Origin of the sequence: Paenibacillus sp. FSL R7-0302, assembly GCF_038006885.1 — a bacterium.
Taxonomy (GTDB): Bacteria; Bacillota; Bacilli; order Paenibacillales; family Paenibacillaceae; genus Paenibacillus_AQ.
Genome location: NZ_JBBOWB010000001.1, coordinates 3,355,709 through 3,371,719, shown reverse-complemented (window position 1 = coordinate 3,371,719; position 16,011 = coordinate 3,355,709). Strand labels below are relative to the sequence as shown.

Sequence of the window (16,011 nt, the reverse complement as noted above, 5' to 3'; positions counted from 1 at the left end):
CAATGTATAATTCATTAATCGGGGCTCTGGAAATGGGCCTGCTCTACGCATTCATGGCACTTGGGGTGTATATTACCTTCCGTATTCTGGATTTTCCCGATCTGACAGTGGATGGAAGCTTCACAACAGGCGGCGCAATTGCCGCAGTGATGATCGGTAACGGGTATTCTCCGCTGCTGGCGACCTTATGTGCGCTGCTCGGCGGAATGGCGGCAGGGATGTGTACCGGGCTGCTCCATACCAAAGGGAAAATCAACGGGCTATTGTCCGGCATTCTGATGATGATTGCCCTCTATTCGATCAATCTGCGGATTCTGGTGAAGCCGAATGTCTCCCTGATGGGGGAGGATACGTTATTCAGCTCCATCAATCCTCTGCTGGTCATGCCGTTTATCGTCGTGCTGGTCAAAATCCTGATGGATCTGTTCCTGCGTACCGATCTGGGACTGGCCCTGCGGGCCACCGGTGACAACTCGCGGATGATCCGCAGCTTCGGAGTGAACACGGATACAACAACCATTCTGGGGATCAGCCTGTCGAACGGGCTGGTGGCGCTCTCAGGCGCACTGATCGCCCAGTATTCTACCTTCGCAGATGCCTCGATGGGAATCGGGATGATTGTCATCGGGCTAGCGTCGGTAATTATCGGGGAAGCGATCTTCGGTGCGAAGAACGTCTTCCGGGCGACACTGGCTGTGCTGCTCGGCTCAATCGTGTACCGGATCGTTGTCGCTCTGGCCCTCCGGGTATCTTGGCTCAAGGCTTCCGATCTGAAGCTGATCACCGCAATTATCGTCATTATTGCCCTCGTCTTCCCGTCGGTTCAGCGGTATGTGAAGCAGAAGAGCACGGCCCGCAGACGGACCGCAGAGCTTGCCGAGCTGGCTCAGCGCAGCAAGCAGAGAGGAGGGGCCGATAGTGTTAAAGCTTGATAATGTATGTAAGCTGTTCAACCCCGGCTCGCCGGATGAGAAGGTCGCGCTGCTGGGGATTGATCTTGAACTGAACGCCGGGGATTTCGTAACGATTATCGGCAGCAACGGTGCCGGCAAATCTACGCTGATGAATATTATCTCAGGTGTGATGAAGCCCGATCTGGGGGAAGCGCGTATTGAGGGCAGCTCGATTAGCCATCTGGCGGAATATCAGCGCGCACGCTGGATCGGCCGGGTCTTCCAGGACCCGATGGCCGGGACTGCGCCGCATATGACGATTGAGGAGAACCTGGCCATGGCCTACAAGCGGGGTAAGCCCCGCGGGCTGTCCTTGGGTGTCAATGCGCACAGACGCACACTGTTCCGCGAACAGCTCAGCCGCCTGGGCATCGGCCTGGAAGACCGGCTGCGCGCCAAGGTGGGACTGCTCTCAGGAGGCGAGCGGCAGGCGCTGAGCCTGCTGATGGCGACCTTCACCCAGCCACAGATTCTGCTGCTGGATGAGCATACAGCTGCGCTGGACCCTTCGCGCGCCGAGCTGATCACAACCCTTACGGAATCCATTGTCCGTGAGATGAAGCTGACTACGCTGATGGTTACCCATAACATGGATCAGGCGATCCGCCTGGGTAACCGGCTCATCATGATGGATAAAGGCTCCATCATCCTCGATTTCGATGAGACGCGCAAGAAGGATCTGACGGTTGAGCGTCTGCTTGGCGAATTCGAAGCGATCAGCGGCCATAAGCTGGCCGACGACCGGATGATGCTGGGCTGATTCAGGATCATTATTCTTTAGCGCTATCGCTTGATCTGCCGCCGGTTTAACCGGCAGCGGGTCAAGCTTTTTTTGAAATATAAGAATTTATATGTTGCACACGATAACTTATCCTTCTATTTCTCGCTGAAACGGTACCGTCCTTTAAAAGGACGGCAAAGCCGTTTCCACTTGCCATTCCAGGCGCTAAGGTCCGATTCACTTCCGGGTATGAGAGGTAAAGTTAAGGGAAAGAACATAACTTGAACATCAAACACCAAATGGAGGCGACTGGACATATGACTGCGAAGAAACTGGAAGGCAAGGTAGCGATTGTTACAGGAGGCGGCTCGGGCATCGGCCGGGCATCTGTGCTGGAGTTCGCCAGAAGCGGAGCCAAGGTGGCACTTCTGGACCGGACGGTGGAGAATGCGGAGAAGGTGGCCGCTCAGATCCGGCAGGAGGGCGGGGAAGCTGCAGTGTTTGAATGCGATATCGCTGATCCGCCGCAGGTGGAGCATGCTGTGAAGCAGGTTATCGAGAAGTGGGGACAGCTGGATGTGGTCTTCGCCAATGCCGGGATTAACGGGGCCATGACACCGATTGAGACGATGGACATCGAGTCCTGGGATCAGACGATTCAGATTAATCTGCGGGGCACCTTCGCCACTGTCAAGTATGCCATCCCCCATCTCAAAGAGAAGGGCGGCAGCATTCTGATCAACAGCTCGATCAACGGTAACCGGGTATTCTCCAATGTCGGGTTCTCTGCCTATAGTACGACCAAGGCGGGTCAGGTGGCTTTTATGAAAATGGCTGCTCTTGAGCTGGCCCAGTACAAGATTCGTGTAAACGCTATCTGTCCGGGAGCAATTACCACGAATATCGATGATAATACCTATCCTTCGGATGATCTTAAGGAAGTGCAGATTGAAGTGGAATTCCCGGATGGCGGGCAGCCGCTGGAGAAGGGGCCGGGGCGTCCGGATCAGGTGGCCAAGCTGGCGCTGTTCCTGGCTTCTGAGGATTCGGATCACATCACGGGTACGGAAATCTACTGTGACGGCGCGGAATCCCTCCTGCACGGCTAATCCTTCTATAAGTCACTCATCGCTCATATGATGGAATAAGTGAAGTCTTCTCTGAAGCGGACGATGTTCCTGGCCGAAGCCTCAGGCAGTACTGCCTGAAGCTCCCGGTTAGCGGGGATAGGCGTCCGTTTCTTTTGTAACCCTGGCAGCAGAAAATTTCAGTAAAGATTGCAGCGTTTTTCAGGTATACTGTTTCTATGTGCCATGACGGGCGAGAAAGGAGGAAAATGAATTATGAATATGGACCTGCTGCATATGGAGTCAATCATCAAGCTGCTTGTGGCCATGCTGTTCGGGCTGTTCATCGGCATTGACCGCCAATTGAAACAGAAACCGCTGGGAATCCGGACCAGTATGGTCATCAGCATCGCCAGCTGTCTGGTAACTCTGGTATCCATTCATGCCTATGACAAATTCGGCGGACCGGAGCATCCGAACATGGACCCGATGCGTCTGGCGGCGCAGATTGTCAGCGGTATCGGTTTTTTGGGGGCGGGTGTTATTCTGCGCAGAGGCGGAGATGCCATCTCCGGGCTGACCTCGGCGGCGCTGATCTGGACGGCTTCCGGTATCGGGATCGCGGTCGGTGCGGGCTTTTATGTAGAGGCGGGTTACGCGGTTATACTGCTTATGTTCGCGGTTAACGCCGTTCCGCTGCTTATCAAAGCCATCGGACCTGAAGTCCTGAACAAGCACGAGATCTCCATCAAAATCATTATGGAACCGAATTATATTCTGACGGATGTGATTCAGAAGATTGAGCAGCGGAATGTCATTACCGACCAGCGCAAAACACGTAAAACCGGCCGGACCATCCGACGAATGAAGATCAAGGATCTTGAGGATGGCAGGCAGATGATCGACATGGTCGTTTCTGCGCCAGACAAGGATTATGCTACGGAAATCTATTATGATGTGAAAAAAATCGAGCATGTCATGAGTGTCGAAGTGGAGCAGCTGTAAAAATGGCATGTTGCCATTCCGGCAGATGTGGTACTCTATCTATGAGAGAGTCATTTTGATCATATGGAAGGGGATTATTGTAATGACACCGATTACAGCATTTGAAGGACACTATGAGGGAGAAGCCGCTGTCTGGCTGAAGGCCGGCCGTTATGAAGCGGCTATTCTGCCGGGCATCGGCGGGAATCTGATCTGCTTCCGGGATACTGAGAGCGGTTACCGTTTCTTACATGAGCCTGGCGCGGAAGAGATGGAAGCATTCAAGGCGAACCCGGGCATTCACGGTATTCCTGTGCTATTTCCGCCGAACCGCTATGAGGATGGAGAGTTCCCGTGGAATGGACAGACCTATCATCTGCCTGTCAACGAGGCTAAGACCGGCAATCATCTGCATGGCTTCCTACATACAGCTGCATGGGAGGTAGAGGAATTCGGCACCGGTACAAGCGAAAGCTTCGTTACTGTAGCGATCAAGGTGGATGAGAACCATCCGTCCTATCAGTATTTGCCGTTCAAATACACGGTCAAGCTGCGCTATACGCTCGGTGAAGGCGGCCTGTCCCAGCAGCTGCTGGTCCACAATGACGGCGATGTGCTGATGCCTTGCCTGCTGGCGTTCCATACCGCGATTAATGCTCCGTTCGCACCAGGCAGCAGCGCGCAGGATTACCGTGTTAAGCTAACGATCGGCGAACGCTGGGAGCTTAACGAGCGGATGCTGCCAACCGGCAAATTCCAGGAGCTGACTGCCGATGAAGTGGCTCTGCGCGGCGAAGGATTGTATCCGTTCTACGCGTCAATGGACAACCACTACACCGCAGCCGCCCAGAATGGACGGAACCGGATGGAGCTTACCGACAGTAAGGCCGGAGTTACGCTGGTGTATGATGTGGGCACCTCCTATAAGCAATGGATGATCTGGAACAACGGCGCGACCGAAGGCTTCTTCTGCCCGGAGCCGCAGATCAACCTGGTGAACGCCCCGAAGGTGGATCTGCCTGCCGATGAAATTGGCTTGTTCGGGCTGGAGCCTGGGGAATATTGGGAGGAGAGCAGCCGGATATACGTGAAGTAGGCTTAGGCACAGGCGTCATTCCGGTGAATATTTGGACTTCCGGCCGCTGTTGTCCCCAGATTTCTTGATTTGTACCGCTTACCGCGGTGGAAATCCGGGGACAAAGGCGGACGCTACCGCTCCTACAGTTCCAAAATCCCCCTCCAATCCTTGGCCTAATTAGTTATTATCCTTTTCAGTCTATCCCGCTGGGATGAGAATAGAAAAGAGAGAAGAGCAGTGTCTGATGTTTGGATGCTGCTCTTTTTTGTAGTTTTGTGCCCATTTGGCTACTTAATTTTAAGGCGGTTTTAAGCTAAAAGGCGTATACTACTCCTTTAACAGTTAGGAGTGAATGCACTTGTCACGGTTATTGCCATCGAAGCGTTTGTCGTATTTATTGATCATTTTGCTGGCTGTGGGATTTGGGCTGAATTTGTTTTTGCAGGCTGCTTCTTTTCGGATGGATGTCTTTCGTGCTTTGGAATGGGTTGGCGCTTATCCTTGGCTGTATTGTACCGGAAGTCTGTTTATTTTCTTCATTCTGCTCTTAAGCTCAGTGATTGTGCCAAATGCGTATGCGGGGCCGGCGGTGGTCTCGGCGCTGTTCGTGCTGCTGGGGATTGCCAGTGATCAGAAGCTGGCTACGAGAGGCGAACCGCTGTTTCCGTGGGATCTGATGCTGCTGAAGAATGCCGAAGGCATGAGCAAGATTACCAGCGGGATGATCTCTCCGTTTGCTATAGGGACCGCTGTTCTGGTGGTTGCCGGTCTGGTCCTTGTGATTATTAAGCTGCCGAAGAACCGGATCAGATTGTCCTTGCGCGTGACGCTGGCGGGAATATCTGTGGGGCTAAGCGCGTGGTTTCTTGTGCTGGTCACCGGTCAATCTCCTGTCGTTGCAGCAATGAGCTATCAGAACATCTTCTGGAACCAGAAGGTGAATTATACGCAGAACGGGTTCGTCTATGCGTTCGCCGGGAATCTGCGGCAGAGCCTGATGGACAAGCCGGAAGGCTACAGCCGTGAAGCGGTTGAAGCGGTAGCTGCCAAGTATTCGGCATTGCCGGAGACGCCGGTACAGGCCACGCCAGGGGAGCAGCCGAACATTCTGTTTATGATGAATGAGGCGTTCTTCGACCCTACGCGCCTGCCCGGATATACGCTTAGCGAAGATCCGCTGAAGTTCATCCATGGGGTGGCGGGCCAGACGCCGTCCGGTTATTTGCTGTCCCCGGAATTCGGCGGCAATACGGCTAATGTGGAGTTCGAGGCCCTGACCGGGCTGTCGATGTATTTTCTGGGGGATGGAACGATTCCTTATCAACAGCGCATCGTCAAAATGTCCTCCCTGCCGTCGATCGTCAGTATACTCAAGGACAGAGGGTATGAGGCTCTGGCGTTGCATCCGTTCGATGATACCTTCTATAACCGTAACCGTGTCTATCCGGTGTTGGGGTTCGACCGCTTCACAAGTGAGAAGGATCTGCCGGACGCTGACCGCCTGACTCCAGAGGGGTATGTCTCGGATAAAGCAGCTGTACAGGAGGCGGTCCGGCAGCTTCAAGAGGCATCGGGCCCGGCATTCCTGCATCTGGTGACGATGCAGAATCATTTTCCTTTCACCAAAGGCCTGAACGGACCGAATACCATCACCGTTCAAGGCGGACTGCCGGAGCAGAAGGATGAGCTGGAGACTTATGTGCAGGATACCAAGCTGACAGACGAGGCCATGGCTTATCTCCAGCAGGAGCTGCTGAAGATCAAGCGGCCCACCATCGCGGTGTTCTGGGGAGATCATCTGCCTGCGCTCAGCGCCGGGATCTATACCGCAGCAGGCTGGGATCAGGAGCCAAGGCTGAAGCATGAGACGAAGCTGTTGGTACTCGCTAACTTTGAGATCGGGAAAGAGCCGCTCGGGACGCTTAGCCCGGCCTTTCTCGGCCCTGCGGTCTTCCGGTTATCCGGGCAGACGCTGCCGGCCTTTTATAAGCTGCTGGAGCAGGTACGGGCGGAAATTCCGGGACTTAGCAAGAAGGTGCTAATCGGGCCGGGCGATACCGGAATTCTGCAGGAGCTGACCCCTGAGCAGCAGGCGCTGCTGGATGACTACCGTCTGGTCGAATATGACCTGCTGGAAGGGGAGAAATATGCGGAGTCGCTGATGTTCTGAGCACTCCGCCGTGGCTTAGCGCAGCCCCACATCATGGAAGCGGTTCTCAATCGGCTCCCGCAGCAGCAGACGAATGGACTGGATCGCTGCGGTCTCGATACGCTTCGCTTCCCGGAGGAGCGGAATCAGGCCCTCAGCATTAATGGAACATGGAGCCTCTGGAGCTTGTACGGGCCTCTCGTTAAGAGCGTCTGTAATTTCATTATAGACAGCGGCCAGAGCCGTATAATGTTCGGCAATCCCTTCAAGTTCGGGCCAGTACAGGCTGGCTTCCCATGTGTAGGCTGCCGTATCCTGTTTCATTCCTGCATAGAAGATCAGCGTCTCATAGGCTCCGGCAGCATCATAGTTCCCGTCCGCCAAGGCCTCAAGCATGGCATCATAGGCCTTAAGTCCGCAGGCATATTGCGATTCCGGCAGCATCGGATCATGAACCTCTGCCTTGTACACCGCTTGAATGAAGGACTCTCTGATTACCTGAAGCCTATCTTTTGGGACCTGACCTTCATAGATCTGGCCGTACCAATAAGGTGAATCATTCCTCCCAAGCTGCTCGTAAGGCAGTTCGTGCTCAGCGGCTGAATTCAGCTCCTTGTAATAAAAGAGCTGCTGCTGATCATCACAGCGGGTAATCACTACGAACCGGTCCTTCCAGCAGACCACCCCGGTGCCCTGCTTAAGTGATTGACGGATTGCCGCAATGGCCTGTTTCTGATAGAGAGGGAAGGTAGGGCTGAAGTTAAAGCCTGCACCCTGCATGGCGATAAGGCCGATCAGATCTGCCGCTACGAAATGTTCAGCCGCCCAGTTATAAGCTGTAGCTGAATCCGGGTGAAGCTGCCTGTGCACGGACAGGCGGAAACATAAGGCCGTCATGCCGGACAGCATATGGACGGGCAGGCTGAACCAGCCTTTGGCCGAGAGGACCTGGTGCATGGCATCTGCAAAAGAAGAAGAGAGCGGCACACGCAGCTGATCCGTAGCGGCTGAAGCTTGTTTGTTATGATAATCACTCATCGTGCGGTATGCGCCCCCCATCTTGGCAGTGTGGACCGTTTCTGGTCCGGGTACTGTTCTGAAATTACCCGAACCAATTGCATGGCCCGCTCCTCCAGCTCCAAGGCCTTCTCCAAAGCAGAGCAGAGGGAAGGAAGCTGTTCCTGGTTCAGCAGCTTGCTCCCATTCTCCTTCTGGATTGCAGCAGCCACCGGGCCGGCCAGCTCCTCCGCCAGCTCATCATACAAGCAGCTGACTTCCTTAAGCCCCGGCAATACGGACTGAACCTCCCGCAGATAAGCGGAGATCTCGGTCCGTGAAGTCATGTACGATTCAAGGATGTAAATAGCACCGTAGCTGTCGAATCCGCCGTGCTGAAGCGCCCGGATCAGGAAGCTGTAGGCCAGGCGGCCTGAACCGAGGCTTAAGTCAGGAAGTGTTTTGTGAGGAGTCTCCCAATCCTCCAGCGCAAGCCGCAGCGACTCCAGTACAGCATCCTGCAGCGGAAACTTCACACGCTCTCCGATATACATACAGTCCCAGAAGGGCGTGAAGTTCAGGCCGAAGTTATCATACAGCACAACCTGCGTCTCACCGGACCAGCCATCCTGTACATAGAACACCCGGTCCTCCTCATCATAACCATGAATCACGCCGAATTCCGGTATCCAGTAGATGCAGGCCCGGCCGCGGTCCAGACTCTGCTTGACATTGTCAATGGCGATCCGTTGATACTCCCCGAACGAATCATGTCTGGTTCTTCCGCCGTCATATTGGAAGAAGATGCCGAGGTTATCGGCGGCCGCACTATGCTCTGTGCCCCACTGCCCATAAGCCGTAACGGATAAGGGGAGGAGCTTCTCGTGTACGGTGAATTTGAAGGCCATGCCGCTTAGCCCGGAGAGCATGAATTTCGGACTCTCGAATAAACCGGCGGCAGTCACTACGGCATAGAGCGCATCGGTAAAAGATTTGGATTCACGCTTCATCTGAACGTCAAGAATTACGCCTGTTCGCTTGCTCACTGTTCATTCTCCTGTTCATCCAGCCGTCTCACTGCAACCTCACAGATGCTGCGGAGCTTGTCCTTCAGCCATTTGGGAGACAGGAGGGCACTCCACTCCGAGTGGAGCAGATGTGCAATGAACGCGCTGGTATCATAAAAATCAACCTCATAGACATGCTCAGCAGCAGCACGGAGCCGATAACCACCCCATGAGCTGTCCTGAGGTACTTGGTTAATACATATTCTCGCCGTGAATGGCTTCAAGGGTCTGGCCTGCTCCGCCGGTGCCGCAGGGCCGTCTTCTCCGGCTGTGAAGACCCTGCCGGTCAGCGTTAGCTGACGGATGCCGGACAGGCTGAAATACTCACTCCGGCCATCGCCCTCCATAGCGGCCTCCAGATAATCTTCCTCCACCCGCCGGCTTAGCCGCAAAGGGCAGAGATACAGCTCCTGCGAAGTGTCCTCCCCGGCAAGGTAGAGAACATGGACCACCCTGCGGGCCGAGATCGCCTGCTCCAGCATCTCCATCATCTGTATGCGGTGGGCATTCACTTCAAAGACAGGCAGCTTAAGCTCCCTGTCCGTAAGAGGCTGCTCCGTGAACCGCTCCAGCAGCCCCCCGACCTTGCGTATACTCTGGGCATTCTCATAATCATAGTGGCTATACCGGTAAGCCAGATATTTAAGCACCCGCTGCTCCTCGTCCGTAATGTACAGATGAGGCAGCACGAAGCTGTTGTCCTCGTATATATATCCGCGCTGCTTCGCCACATACCGGAGCGGAGCCCGCAGCGATTCTGTCAGGTATTCAATATCCCGCTGGGCTTGGCGCCTGGAAATCTCGAACTGCTCCGCCAGCTTGCTGCTGTTCGGATACGCCAGCTGGCGGACCTGCTGGTCAAACCACTGAATCCGGTGAATATGGCTCATGCTGCTCCTTCCGCTCCTTTCAGTAGCTTTCAGTATAGCTCCTGATGATTATGAAGACCAGAGGGACAACTTCCCTGAATAAGAAAACAAGGATGCTCCCTGCTCCCATGCACGGAGCATGAAGCAGGGCAGACATCCCTGTATCGCCTTACTTGGTTGCTGCGTCCACTCTAACCTGCGTGGCTTTGTCGCAGCGCTTGCAGACCTTTAGGGCGGTACCGTCGGATTTTATTTTGGTGTAGAGAAGCTTGATCCGGGTGGACCCGCAGACCGGGCAGGTGCCGCGTCCGCGGGAAGGGAGGGTCCAGAGAACCCGTCCGCGTTTGGTTTTTGACATTCTTGTAATCCTCGTTTCATTGAATTGATGGTACTTGTCCAGTATAGAACAATCGGTACGACATAAAATGTCGTAGCAGATAACGATCTTTATCTATAGGCTCTGTAACGTAATTGACGGAACGGCTGCCAAGCCAGTAGACTAGATTGGTCATAGATGGAAGAACCTGGGGCCTGTGGGCCTTCGGCATTCATTGTTATGAAAGGGGTTACATTTGTGAAAAAGCTGTGGCTCGTCTATGTGCTGTTAATCGGCATCTTCGTGCTCTACGTGCTGAATTACAAGCAGCAGGGAAAGGCGGCAGACCCGTGGGAGACTACCGGACTGCGCGGTAATATTGAGGACAAATATGTGATGGTCACGTTCCAGATCGGCATTGATTACTGGAAAAGCGTGCTGAAGGGCTTCGAGGATGCCGCAGAGGAGCTTAATGTATCCGTCGAGTATCACGGCTCTACCCAGCATAACGCGAGTGAACAGATGACGGTGCTGGAGCAGACCATCGCCAAGAAGCCGGCGGGGATTGCTATTTCGGCCGTGAATTCCAAGCTGCTTACAGCGACGATTAACAAGGCTGTGGAGAGCGGCATTCCGGTGGTGCTGTTTGATTCGGGAGCGGAGGGCAGCAAGGCGTATTCCTTCCTGGGAACGGACAATTATAATGCCGGAACGAAGGCGGCGCATAAGATGGCCGAGCTGACCGGGGGCAAGGGCGAGGTCGCCATTATCACCACACCGGATCAGCATAATCACCAGGAGCGGACGGACGGCTTCACGGATACCATCCGCAGCAAGTACCCGCAGATGAAGCTGGTGGCGGTCAAGGATGGGCGGGGAGATCAGGTGGCGTCCAGGGAGGCTGCCGAGCAGCTGCTGGTGCGGTATCCGCAGCTGGCAGGGATTTTTGCCACGGAAAGTAATGGCGGTATTGGGGTTGCGGAAGCCGTGGAAGCCGCCCCTGGCAGCCAACCGGTCCCGCAGATTATCAGCTTCGATACGGATAAAGGCACACTCGATCTGGTGAAGGAAGGCAAGATTGCCGCAACCATGGCCCAGGGCACCTGGAATATGGGTTATTGGTCGCTGACCGAGCTGTTTCATCTGCACCGTGATCTGGAGGCTGACCCTGAAGCTTATGCCAATAATAAGCCCCTGCCTGTCCCCGATTCTGTAGATACCGGAATTGATGTGGTCACGCGGCAGAATGTGGACAATTATTATGCCAAATAGGCGGCAGAGGGGGAGCCTGTGATGCGCAAGGCCGGCGTGAGCATGGAAAAGCTGAAGCTGAATAATATGCCAATCCGCTATAAGCTGATTATTCACTTTTTGCTGATTAGCATTCTGCCTTCTATTGGACTGGGGCTGTTGATTGGCTGGACGGTGGACCGGATCGTGGAGGAGCAGAGCACCGAGAACACGATGCAGCTCATCCGCAAGGTGAATACCGCCATTGAGAGTGATGTGGAGAATCTGCAGAAAATTACATACCTGATCTCGTTCGATCCGGGCGTCCAGAAGTTCCTGAAGGGGGCGCCGCCGGTTCCGGCACAGCCGGACTCCGCAGCGGGCAACGGGGAATCGGCGGAATACAATATCCGCAAATTTCTGCAGGGCTTCACCACGCTCAGCTCCGAGATTGCCGGCATTATGCTGGTCAACCGTGAAGGCGATTTCATCAGCAACGAGATGTATACCCGTTCCGGTACCCGGCTGACGGAGGAGAGCTGGTACAAGCAGGCGGCAGAGAATAAGGGGATCTTCCTGATCGTCGGGCATCCGTATGGCCGTGCGGTCAGGTCCCATGTGGACTATAAGGAGAGCGAGGTGGTCTCCGCTGTGCGGGCCATTGTGAATCCTGAGACGCAGGTGGTCCAGGGCGTGGTGCTGGTGGATCTGAAGCTGCGGGTGATCGCGGAGACGGCTAGAGATGTCACGCTCGGCAAGACCGGATATCTGACAGTGGTGGACAATCGCGGAGAGATGATCTACGCGCCGCAGCATCCTTTAATGCGTACCATCCCGGCAGGTCTGTTCACTGAGTCCTCGGGCATTACCTCGGAGACGGTAGACGGCCGCAAGCTTCAGCTGATCTACCGGACCTCGCCGTTTACCGGCTGGACCACGATGGGCGTGTTCCCGATGGATGAGTCGGCTTATGGAATCCGCGAGATTACGTTCAATGTTGTTACCTTTGTATTTGTAGTCTGTATGCTGGGCATGACCGCATCGTTCTATCTGGCCTATTCGATCTCCCGTCCTATCGGCCAGCTGGCTTCCTTCATGAGCAAGGCGCAGTCCGGCGATCTGACGATCCGCTACTGGGGCAGCCGTTCCGATGAGATCGGGCTGCTCGGCCGCAGCTTCAATACGATGCTGGCCCAGATTGGCCGGCTGCTATCCCTGACCGAGCTTCAGGCGCGGCAAAAGCGTGAGGCGGAGCTGCGCAGTCTCCAGGCGCATATCAAGCCGCATTTTCTGTACAATACGCTGGATACGATTCACTGGATGGCCCGCAGCAAGGGAGCGGAGGATATCGCCGAGGTCGTCCAGTCCCTCTCCAGGCTGTTCCGGCTGGGCTTAAGCAAAGGGAGCGATATCATACCGCTCTCCGATGAGCTGGAGCATATCGTCAGCTATCTGAAAATTCAGCATGTCCGTTATAGCACGAAGCTGACGTATTCCATTGAAGTGGAGCCGCACTTACAGGAGCTGTATGTGCTTAAGCTGCTGCTGCAGCCGATGGTGGAGAACGCGATCTATCACGGCATCAAGGAGCGGCGCGGCCCCGGACACCTCTCCATTGCAGTCGTGGAACGGGACAACGACCTGTCTCTTACTGTTCGCGATGATGGTGCAGGGATGTCTGCAGATAAGCTGAAGGAGCTCAGGCGGCGGCTTGAAGCGGTAGGTACAGAAGAACTGGAGCGCCCGGAGACGGAAATAGCTGTAACAGGCACCGCAGGAAGCGGCTACGGCATATTGAATGTGCAGGCGCGGATCAGGCTGACCTATGGAGCGCCGTACGGTATCCAGATAGAGAGCGGGCCGGGTCAGGGAACTCTTGTAACGGTGCGTCATCCGGTTGTTCGTGAGAGTTACCCAGAGAAACAATAGGATAGAGGAGGATGATCTGTACATGATGGACAAATGGAAAGTAATCATTGCCGATGATGAGCGTATTATCCGGGAGGGCATCCGGCAATGCGTGGACTGGGATAGCCTGGGTATGGAGGTGACGGCAGAGGCAGAAGACGGGGAGGAGGCGCTGGAGCTGGCTGTGGAGCATGCCATCCATATCGCCCTGGTGGACCTGAACATGCCGATTATGCATGGCATGGAGCTGATGAAGCGGCTGCGGGAAGCGCTGCCCGGCTGTAAGATTATTGTAATCACCGGCCACGATGAATTCGCTTATGCGCAGGAGTCGATCCGGCTGCAGGTGAATGATTATATTCTCAAGCCTGCGGAACCGAAGCAATTGATGCAGGTGCTGCGGGGCGTCCGCGATGAGCTGGAGTCCGAGCGGCAGCAGAGCCAGCATCTGGAGCAGGCTTCCCGGCAGCTGATGAAGAACTTTCCCCTGCTGCGCGAGCGCTTCTGCCAGGAATGGCTGGACGGTAATCTGAGCCAGGCGGAGATCCGGGAGCAGCTGCAATTCCTCAAGCTTCCGCCGCAGCGGCCGGAGCTGATCGGCATCATCCGCTGGAGGTGGGAGGGCCAGCATCCGGCGATGAAGGAGAAGGAGCGGCAACTCTTCTTATTCGCCATAGAGAATATCGCCTCCGAGCTGTTGGACCCGTATCCTAAGGTGATGTTCCGGGACGCCGCCGGATTGATCGTTATCCTGCTGTGGGATGCCGCAGGGGAGCGTATCCTGGCCGGAGTGGAGGCCGCGGTGCGCAGCCATCTCAAAATCGCCGTTGAAGTCGGCACCCGGCTGATCCAAGGCGAGATTACAGAGCTGGCCGCCGCCTACCGGAGCTGCCGGGTGGCGCTGGTCAAGGAGCAGCCGCTGTCCCCGCTCGTCCGCCGGGCGAAGCAGCATATCCAGGAGCATTACAGCGAATACGGGCTTACCCTGGAGGCCACAGCAGGCTTGCTTCAAGCCTCTCCGGTCTACCTGAGCCGCTTGTTCAAGCAGGAGGTGGGCGAATCCTTCGGCGCATATCTGACCCAGACCCGTATCCGCCGGGCCGCCCAGCTTCTGCATTCCACCGAGCTCAGTATTAACGAGGTGGCAGAGCAGTCAGGCTATGAGACCCAGCATTATTTCAGCACCGCCTTCAAGAAGCAGACCGGGGTGGCGCCGCTGCAGTTCCGTAAAGGGGTGCAGGCTGAGGTACGAAAGTAACTGAAGATACTGAATTAACAGTGGGGGAATGCTTCCGCAGCCATCTATAGGCGCGACGCATTCCTTTTTATATATATAAAGTTGAAATTTCACAAAAACAGTAGCCTCAGTGTAAATACGGCACCTGCCCCCGGTTGCTATACTCGATTTGTCACACGGGAACACCTGTGGAAGACATCAGAATAGTTCAGGGGGTAGTGCAGGAATGAAAAAATATTCAATGATCACGCTTCTGCTAACAATGGTACTCATCTTGTCTGCATGCGGCAACAGCGGTAATTCATCCAGCAGTGCTGACGGCTCTTCCGGCGGCGGGGATACATCCAAGGGCAAGGTGGGCATTGCGATGCCGACCAAATCCTCGGAGCGCTGGGTGAATGACGGCAACAACATGGTCAAGGAGTTCGAGAAGCTGGGCTACGGGACGGATCTGCAATATGCGGAGGATGTTGTCGAGAATCAGGTCTCGCAGATTGAGAACATGATCACCAAAGGTGTGAACGCGATTGTAATCGCTTCAATTGACGGCGAGGCGCTGACGGATGTGCTGCAGAAGGCGCATGACGCCAACGTTAAGGTGATCGCTTATGACCGTCTGATCAAAAAAAGTGAATTCGTAGACTATTATGCGACCTTCGATAATTTCAAGGTAGGTGTGCTGCAAGGCTCTTACATTGAAGAGAAGCTTGGCCTGAAGGACGGCAAAGGCCCGTTCAACATCGAGCTGTTCGGCGGATCGCCGGATGACAATAATGCCTATTTCTTCTTCGATGGTGCCATGTCGATTCTGAAGCCTTACATTGATTCCGGTAAACTGGTGGTCCGCAGCAAGCAGCTTACGATGGATAAGGTAGCTACGTTGCGCTGGGACGGCGCTGCCGCCCAGTCACGGATGGATAACCTGCTGAGTGCGAACTATGCGGGCGATAATCTGGACGCTGTCTTGTCTCCATACGATGGCATCAGCATCGGTATCCTGTCTTCGCTCAAGGGTGTAGGCTACGGCTCCGGTGACAAGAAGCTTCCGGTGGTTACCGGACAGGACGCCGAGCTGGCTTCCGTGAAGTCCATTCTGGCCGGAGAGCAGACCCAGACGGTATTCAAGGATACCCGCGAGCTGGCTAAGAAGGCAGTGGAGATGACGGAGAGTGTGCTGAAGGGGACCGAAGCCGAAGTCAACGATACCACCACCTACGACAACGGGGTCAAAATCGTCCCGTCCTACCTGCTGGAGCCGGTCTCTGTGGATGCGGCCAACGTGGATAAAGTGCTGGTGGACGGCGGGTACTACACCAAAGAGCAGCTCGGACAATAATAATCCGCAGCAATTTCTCGCGGTTTCCCGGCGGCATTGAACAACGAAAAAATCCGCCGGAGAACCGCTGCACAGTCACAAGGAAAGCTGGGTGAGAGGC

General features: G+C 55.0%; 14 protein-coding genes. 10 read left to right on the top strand and 4 right to left on the bottom strand.

The features are described from left to right. Positions 1-2 precede the first annotated feature (2 nt). From MKY96_RS14780 to MKY96_RS14755, 6 genes are all read left to right on the top strand, one after another. Positions 3-932, top strand: a complete 930-nt coding sequence (locus MKY96_RS14780) for an ABC transporter permease (protein WP_340941306.1) — start codon at positions 3-5, stop codon at positions 930-932. Next, positions 919-1,713: an ABC transporter ATP-binding protein gene (locus tag MKY96_RS14775; RefSeq protein ID WP_076074433.1), complete on the top strand. Its 795-nt coding sequence runs from the start codon at positions 919-921 to the stop codon at positions 1,711-1,713. The genes MKY96_RS14780 and MKY96_RS14775 overlap by 14 nt, the downstream gene beginning before the upstream one ends. 278 nt (positions 1,714-1,991) lie before the next feature. Continuing rightward, positions 1,992-2,783, top strand: coding sequence for an SDR family oxidoreductase (locus MKY96_RS14770; RefSeq protein ID WP_340941305.1), 792 nt, complete (start codon positions 1,992-1,994; stop codon positions 2,781-2,783). Positions 2,784-3,023: 240 nt separating this feature from the next. After that, the gene (locus MKY96_RS14765; RefSeq protein ID WP_340944578.1) at positions 3,024-3,746 is read left to right on the top strand and encodes an MgtC/SapB family protein; all 723 of its coding nucleotides are present in this window, start codon (positions 3,024-3,026) and stop codon (positions 3,744-3,746) included. Between the two features lie 82 nt (positions 3,747-3,828). Next, complete coding sequence (locus tag MKY96_RS14760) at positions 3,829-4,821, top strand: aldose 1-epimerase (protein WP_340941304.1); 993 nt, start codon at positions 3,829-3,831, stop codon at positions 4,819-4,821. Between the two features lie 442 nt (positions 4,822-5,263). After that, positions 5,264-6,973, top strand: a complete 1,710-nt coding sequence (locus MKY96_RS14755; RefSeq protein ID WP_340941303.1) for an LTA synthase family protein — start codon at positions 5,264-5,266, stop codon at positions 6,971-6,973. Between the two features lie 15 nt (positions 6,974-6,988). Here the strand turns inward: MKY96_RS14755 and MKY96_RS14750 are convergent, their stop codons facing one another. From MKY96_RS14750 to MKY96_RS14735, 4 genes are all read right to left on the bottom strand, one after another. Continuing rightward, a complete protein-coding gene (locus MKY96_RS14750; protein ID WP_340941302.1) occupies positions 6,989-7,990 on the bottom strand; it encodes a hypothetical protein in 1,002 nt (333 codons plus the stop codon). Further along, on the bottom strand, positions 7,987-8,994 hold the full coding sequence (locus MKY96_RS14745; protein ID WP_340941300.1) for a hypothetical protein: 1,008 nt from the start codon (positions 8,992-8,994) through the stop codon (positions 7,987-7,989). The genes MKY96_RS14750 and MKY96_RS14745 overlap by 4 nt, the downstream gene beginning before the upstream one ends. After that, entirely contained in the window at positions 8,991-9,905 is a 915-nt protein-coding gene (locus MKY96_RS14740) for a helix-turn-helix transcriptional regulator (protein ID WP_340941299.1), read from the bottom strand. The genes MKY96_RS14745 and MKY96_RS14740 overlap by 4 nt, the downstream gene beginning before the upstream one ends. Positions 9,906-10,053: 148 nt before the next feature. Next, positions 10,054-10,242, bottom strand: coding sequence for a hypothetical protein (locus MKY96_RS14735; RefSeq protein ID WP_340941297.1), 189 nt, complete (start codon positions 10,240-10,242; stop codon positions 10,054-10,056). 216 nt (positions 10,243-10,458) lie between these two features. Here MKY96_RS14735 and MKY96_RS14730 point away from each other — a divergent pair, with 216 nt between their 5' ends. From MKY96_RS14730 to chvE, 4 genes are all read left to right on the top strand, one after another. Beyond that, positions 10,459-11,472 carry a substrate-binding domain-containing protein gene (locus MKY96_RS14730; protein ID WP_340944577.1) on the top strand — a complete coding sequence of 338 codons (1,014 nt, stop codon included), beginning with the start codon at positions 10,459-10,461 and terminating at the stop codon, positions 11,470-11,472. Positions 11,473-11,514: 42 nt separating this feature from the next. Continuing rightward, positions 11,515-13,359 carry a cache domain-containing sensor histidine kinase gene (locus MKY96_RS14725; RefSeq protein ID WP_340941295.1) on the top strand — a complete coding sequence of 615 codons (1,845 nt, stop codon included), beginning with the start codon at positions 11,515-11,517 and terminating at the stop codon, positions 13,357-13,359. Between the two features lie 22 nt (positions 13,360-13,381). Then, positions 13,382-14,596 carry a response regulator gene (locus MKY96_RS14720; RefSeq protein ID WP_340941294.1) on the top strand — a complete coding sequence of 405 codons (1,215 nt, stop codon included), beginning with the start codon at positions 13,382-13,384 and terminating at the stop codon, positions 14,594-14,596. Positions 14,597-14,801: 205 nt separating this feature from the next. Next, the gene (gene chvE, locus MKY96_RS14715) at positions 14,802-15,911 is read left to right on the top strand and encodes a multiple monosaccharide ABC transporter substrate-binding protein (RefSeq protein ID WP_340941293.1); all 1,110 of its coding nucleotides are present in this window, start codon (positions 14,802-14,804) and stop codon (positions 15,909-15,911) included. Positions 15,912-16,011 lie beyond the last annotated feature (100 nt).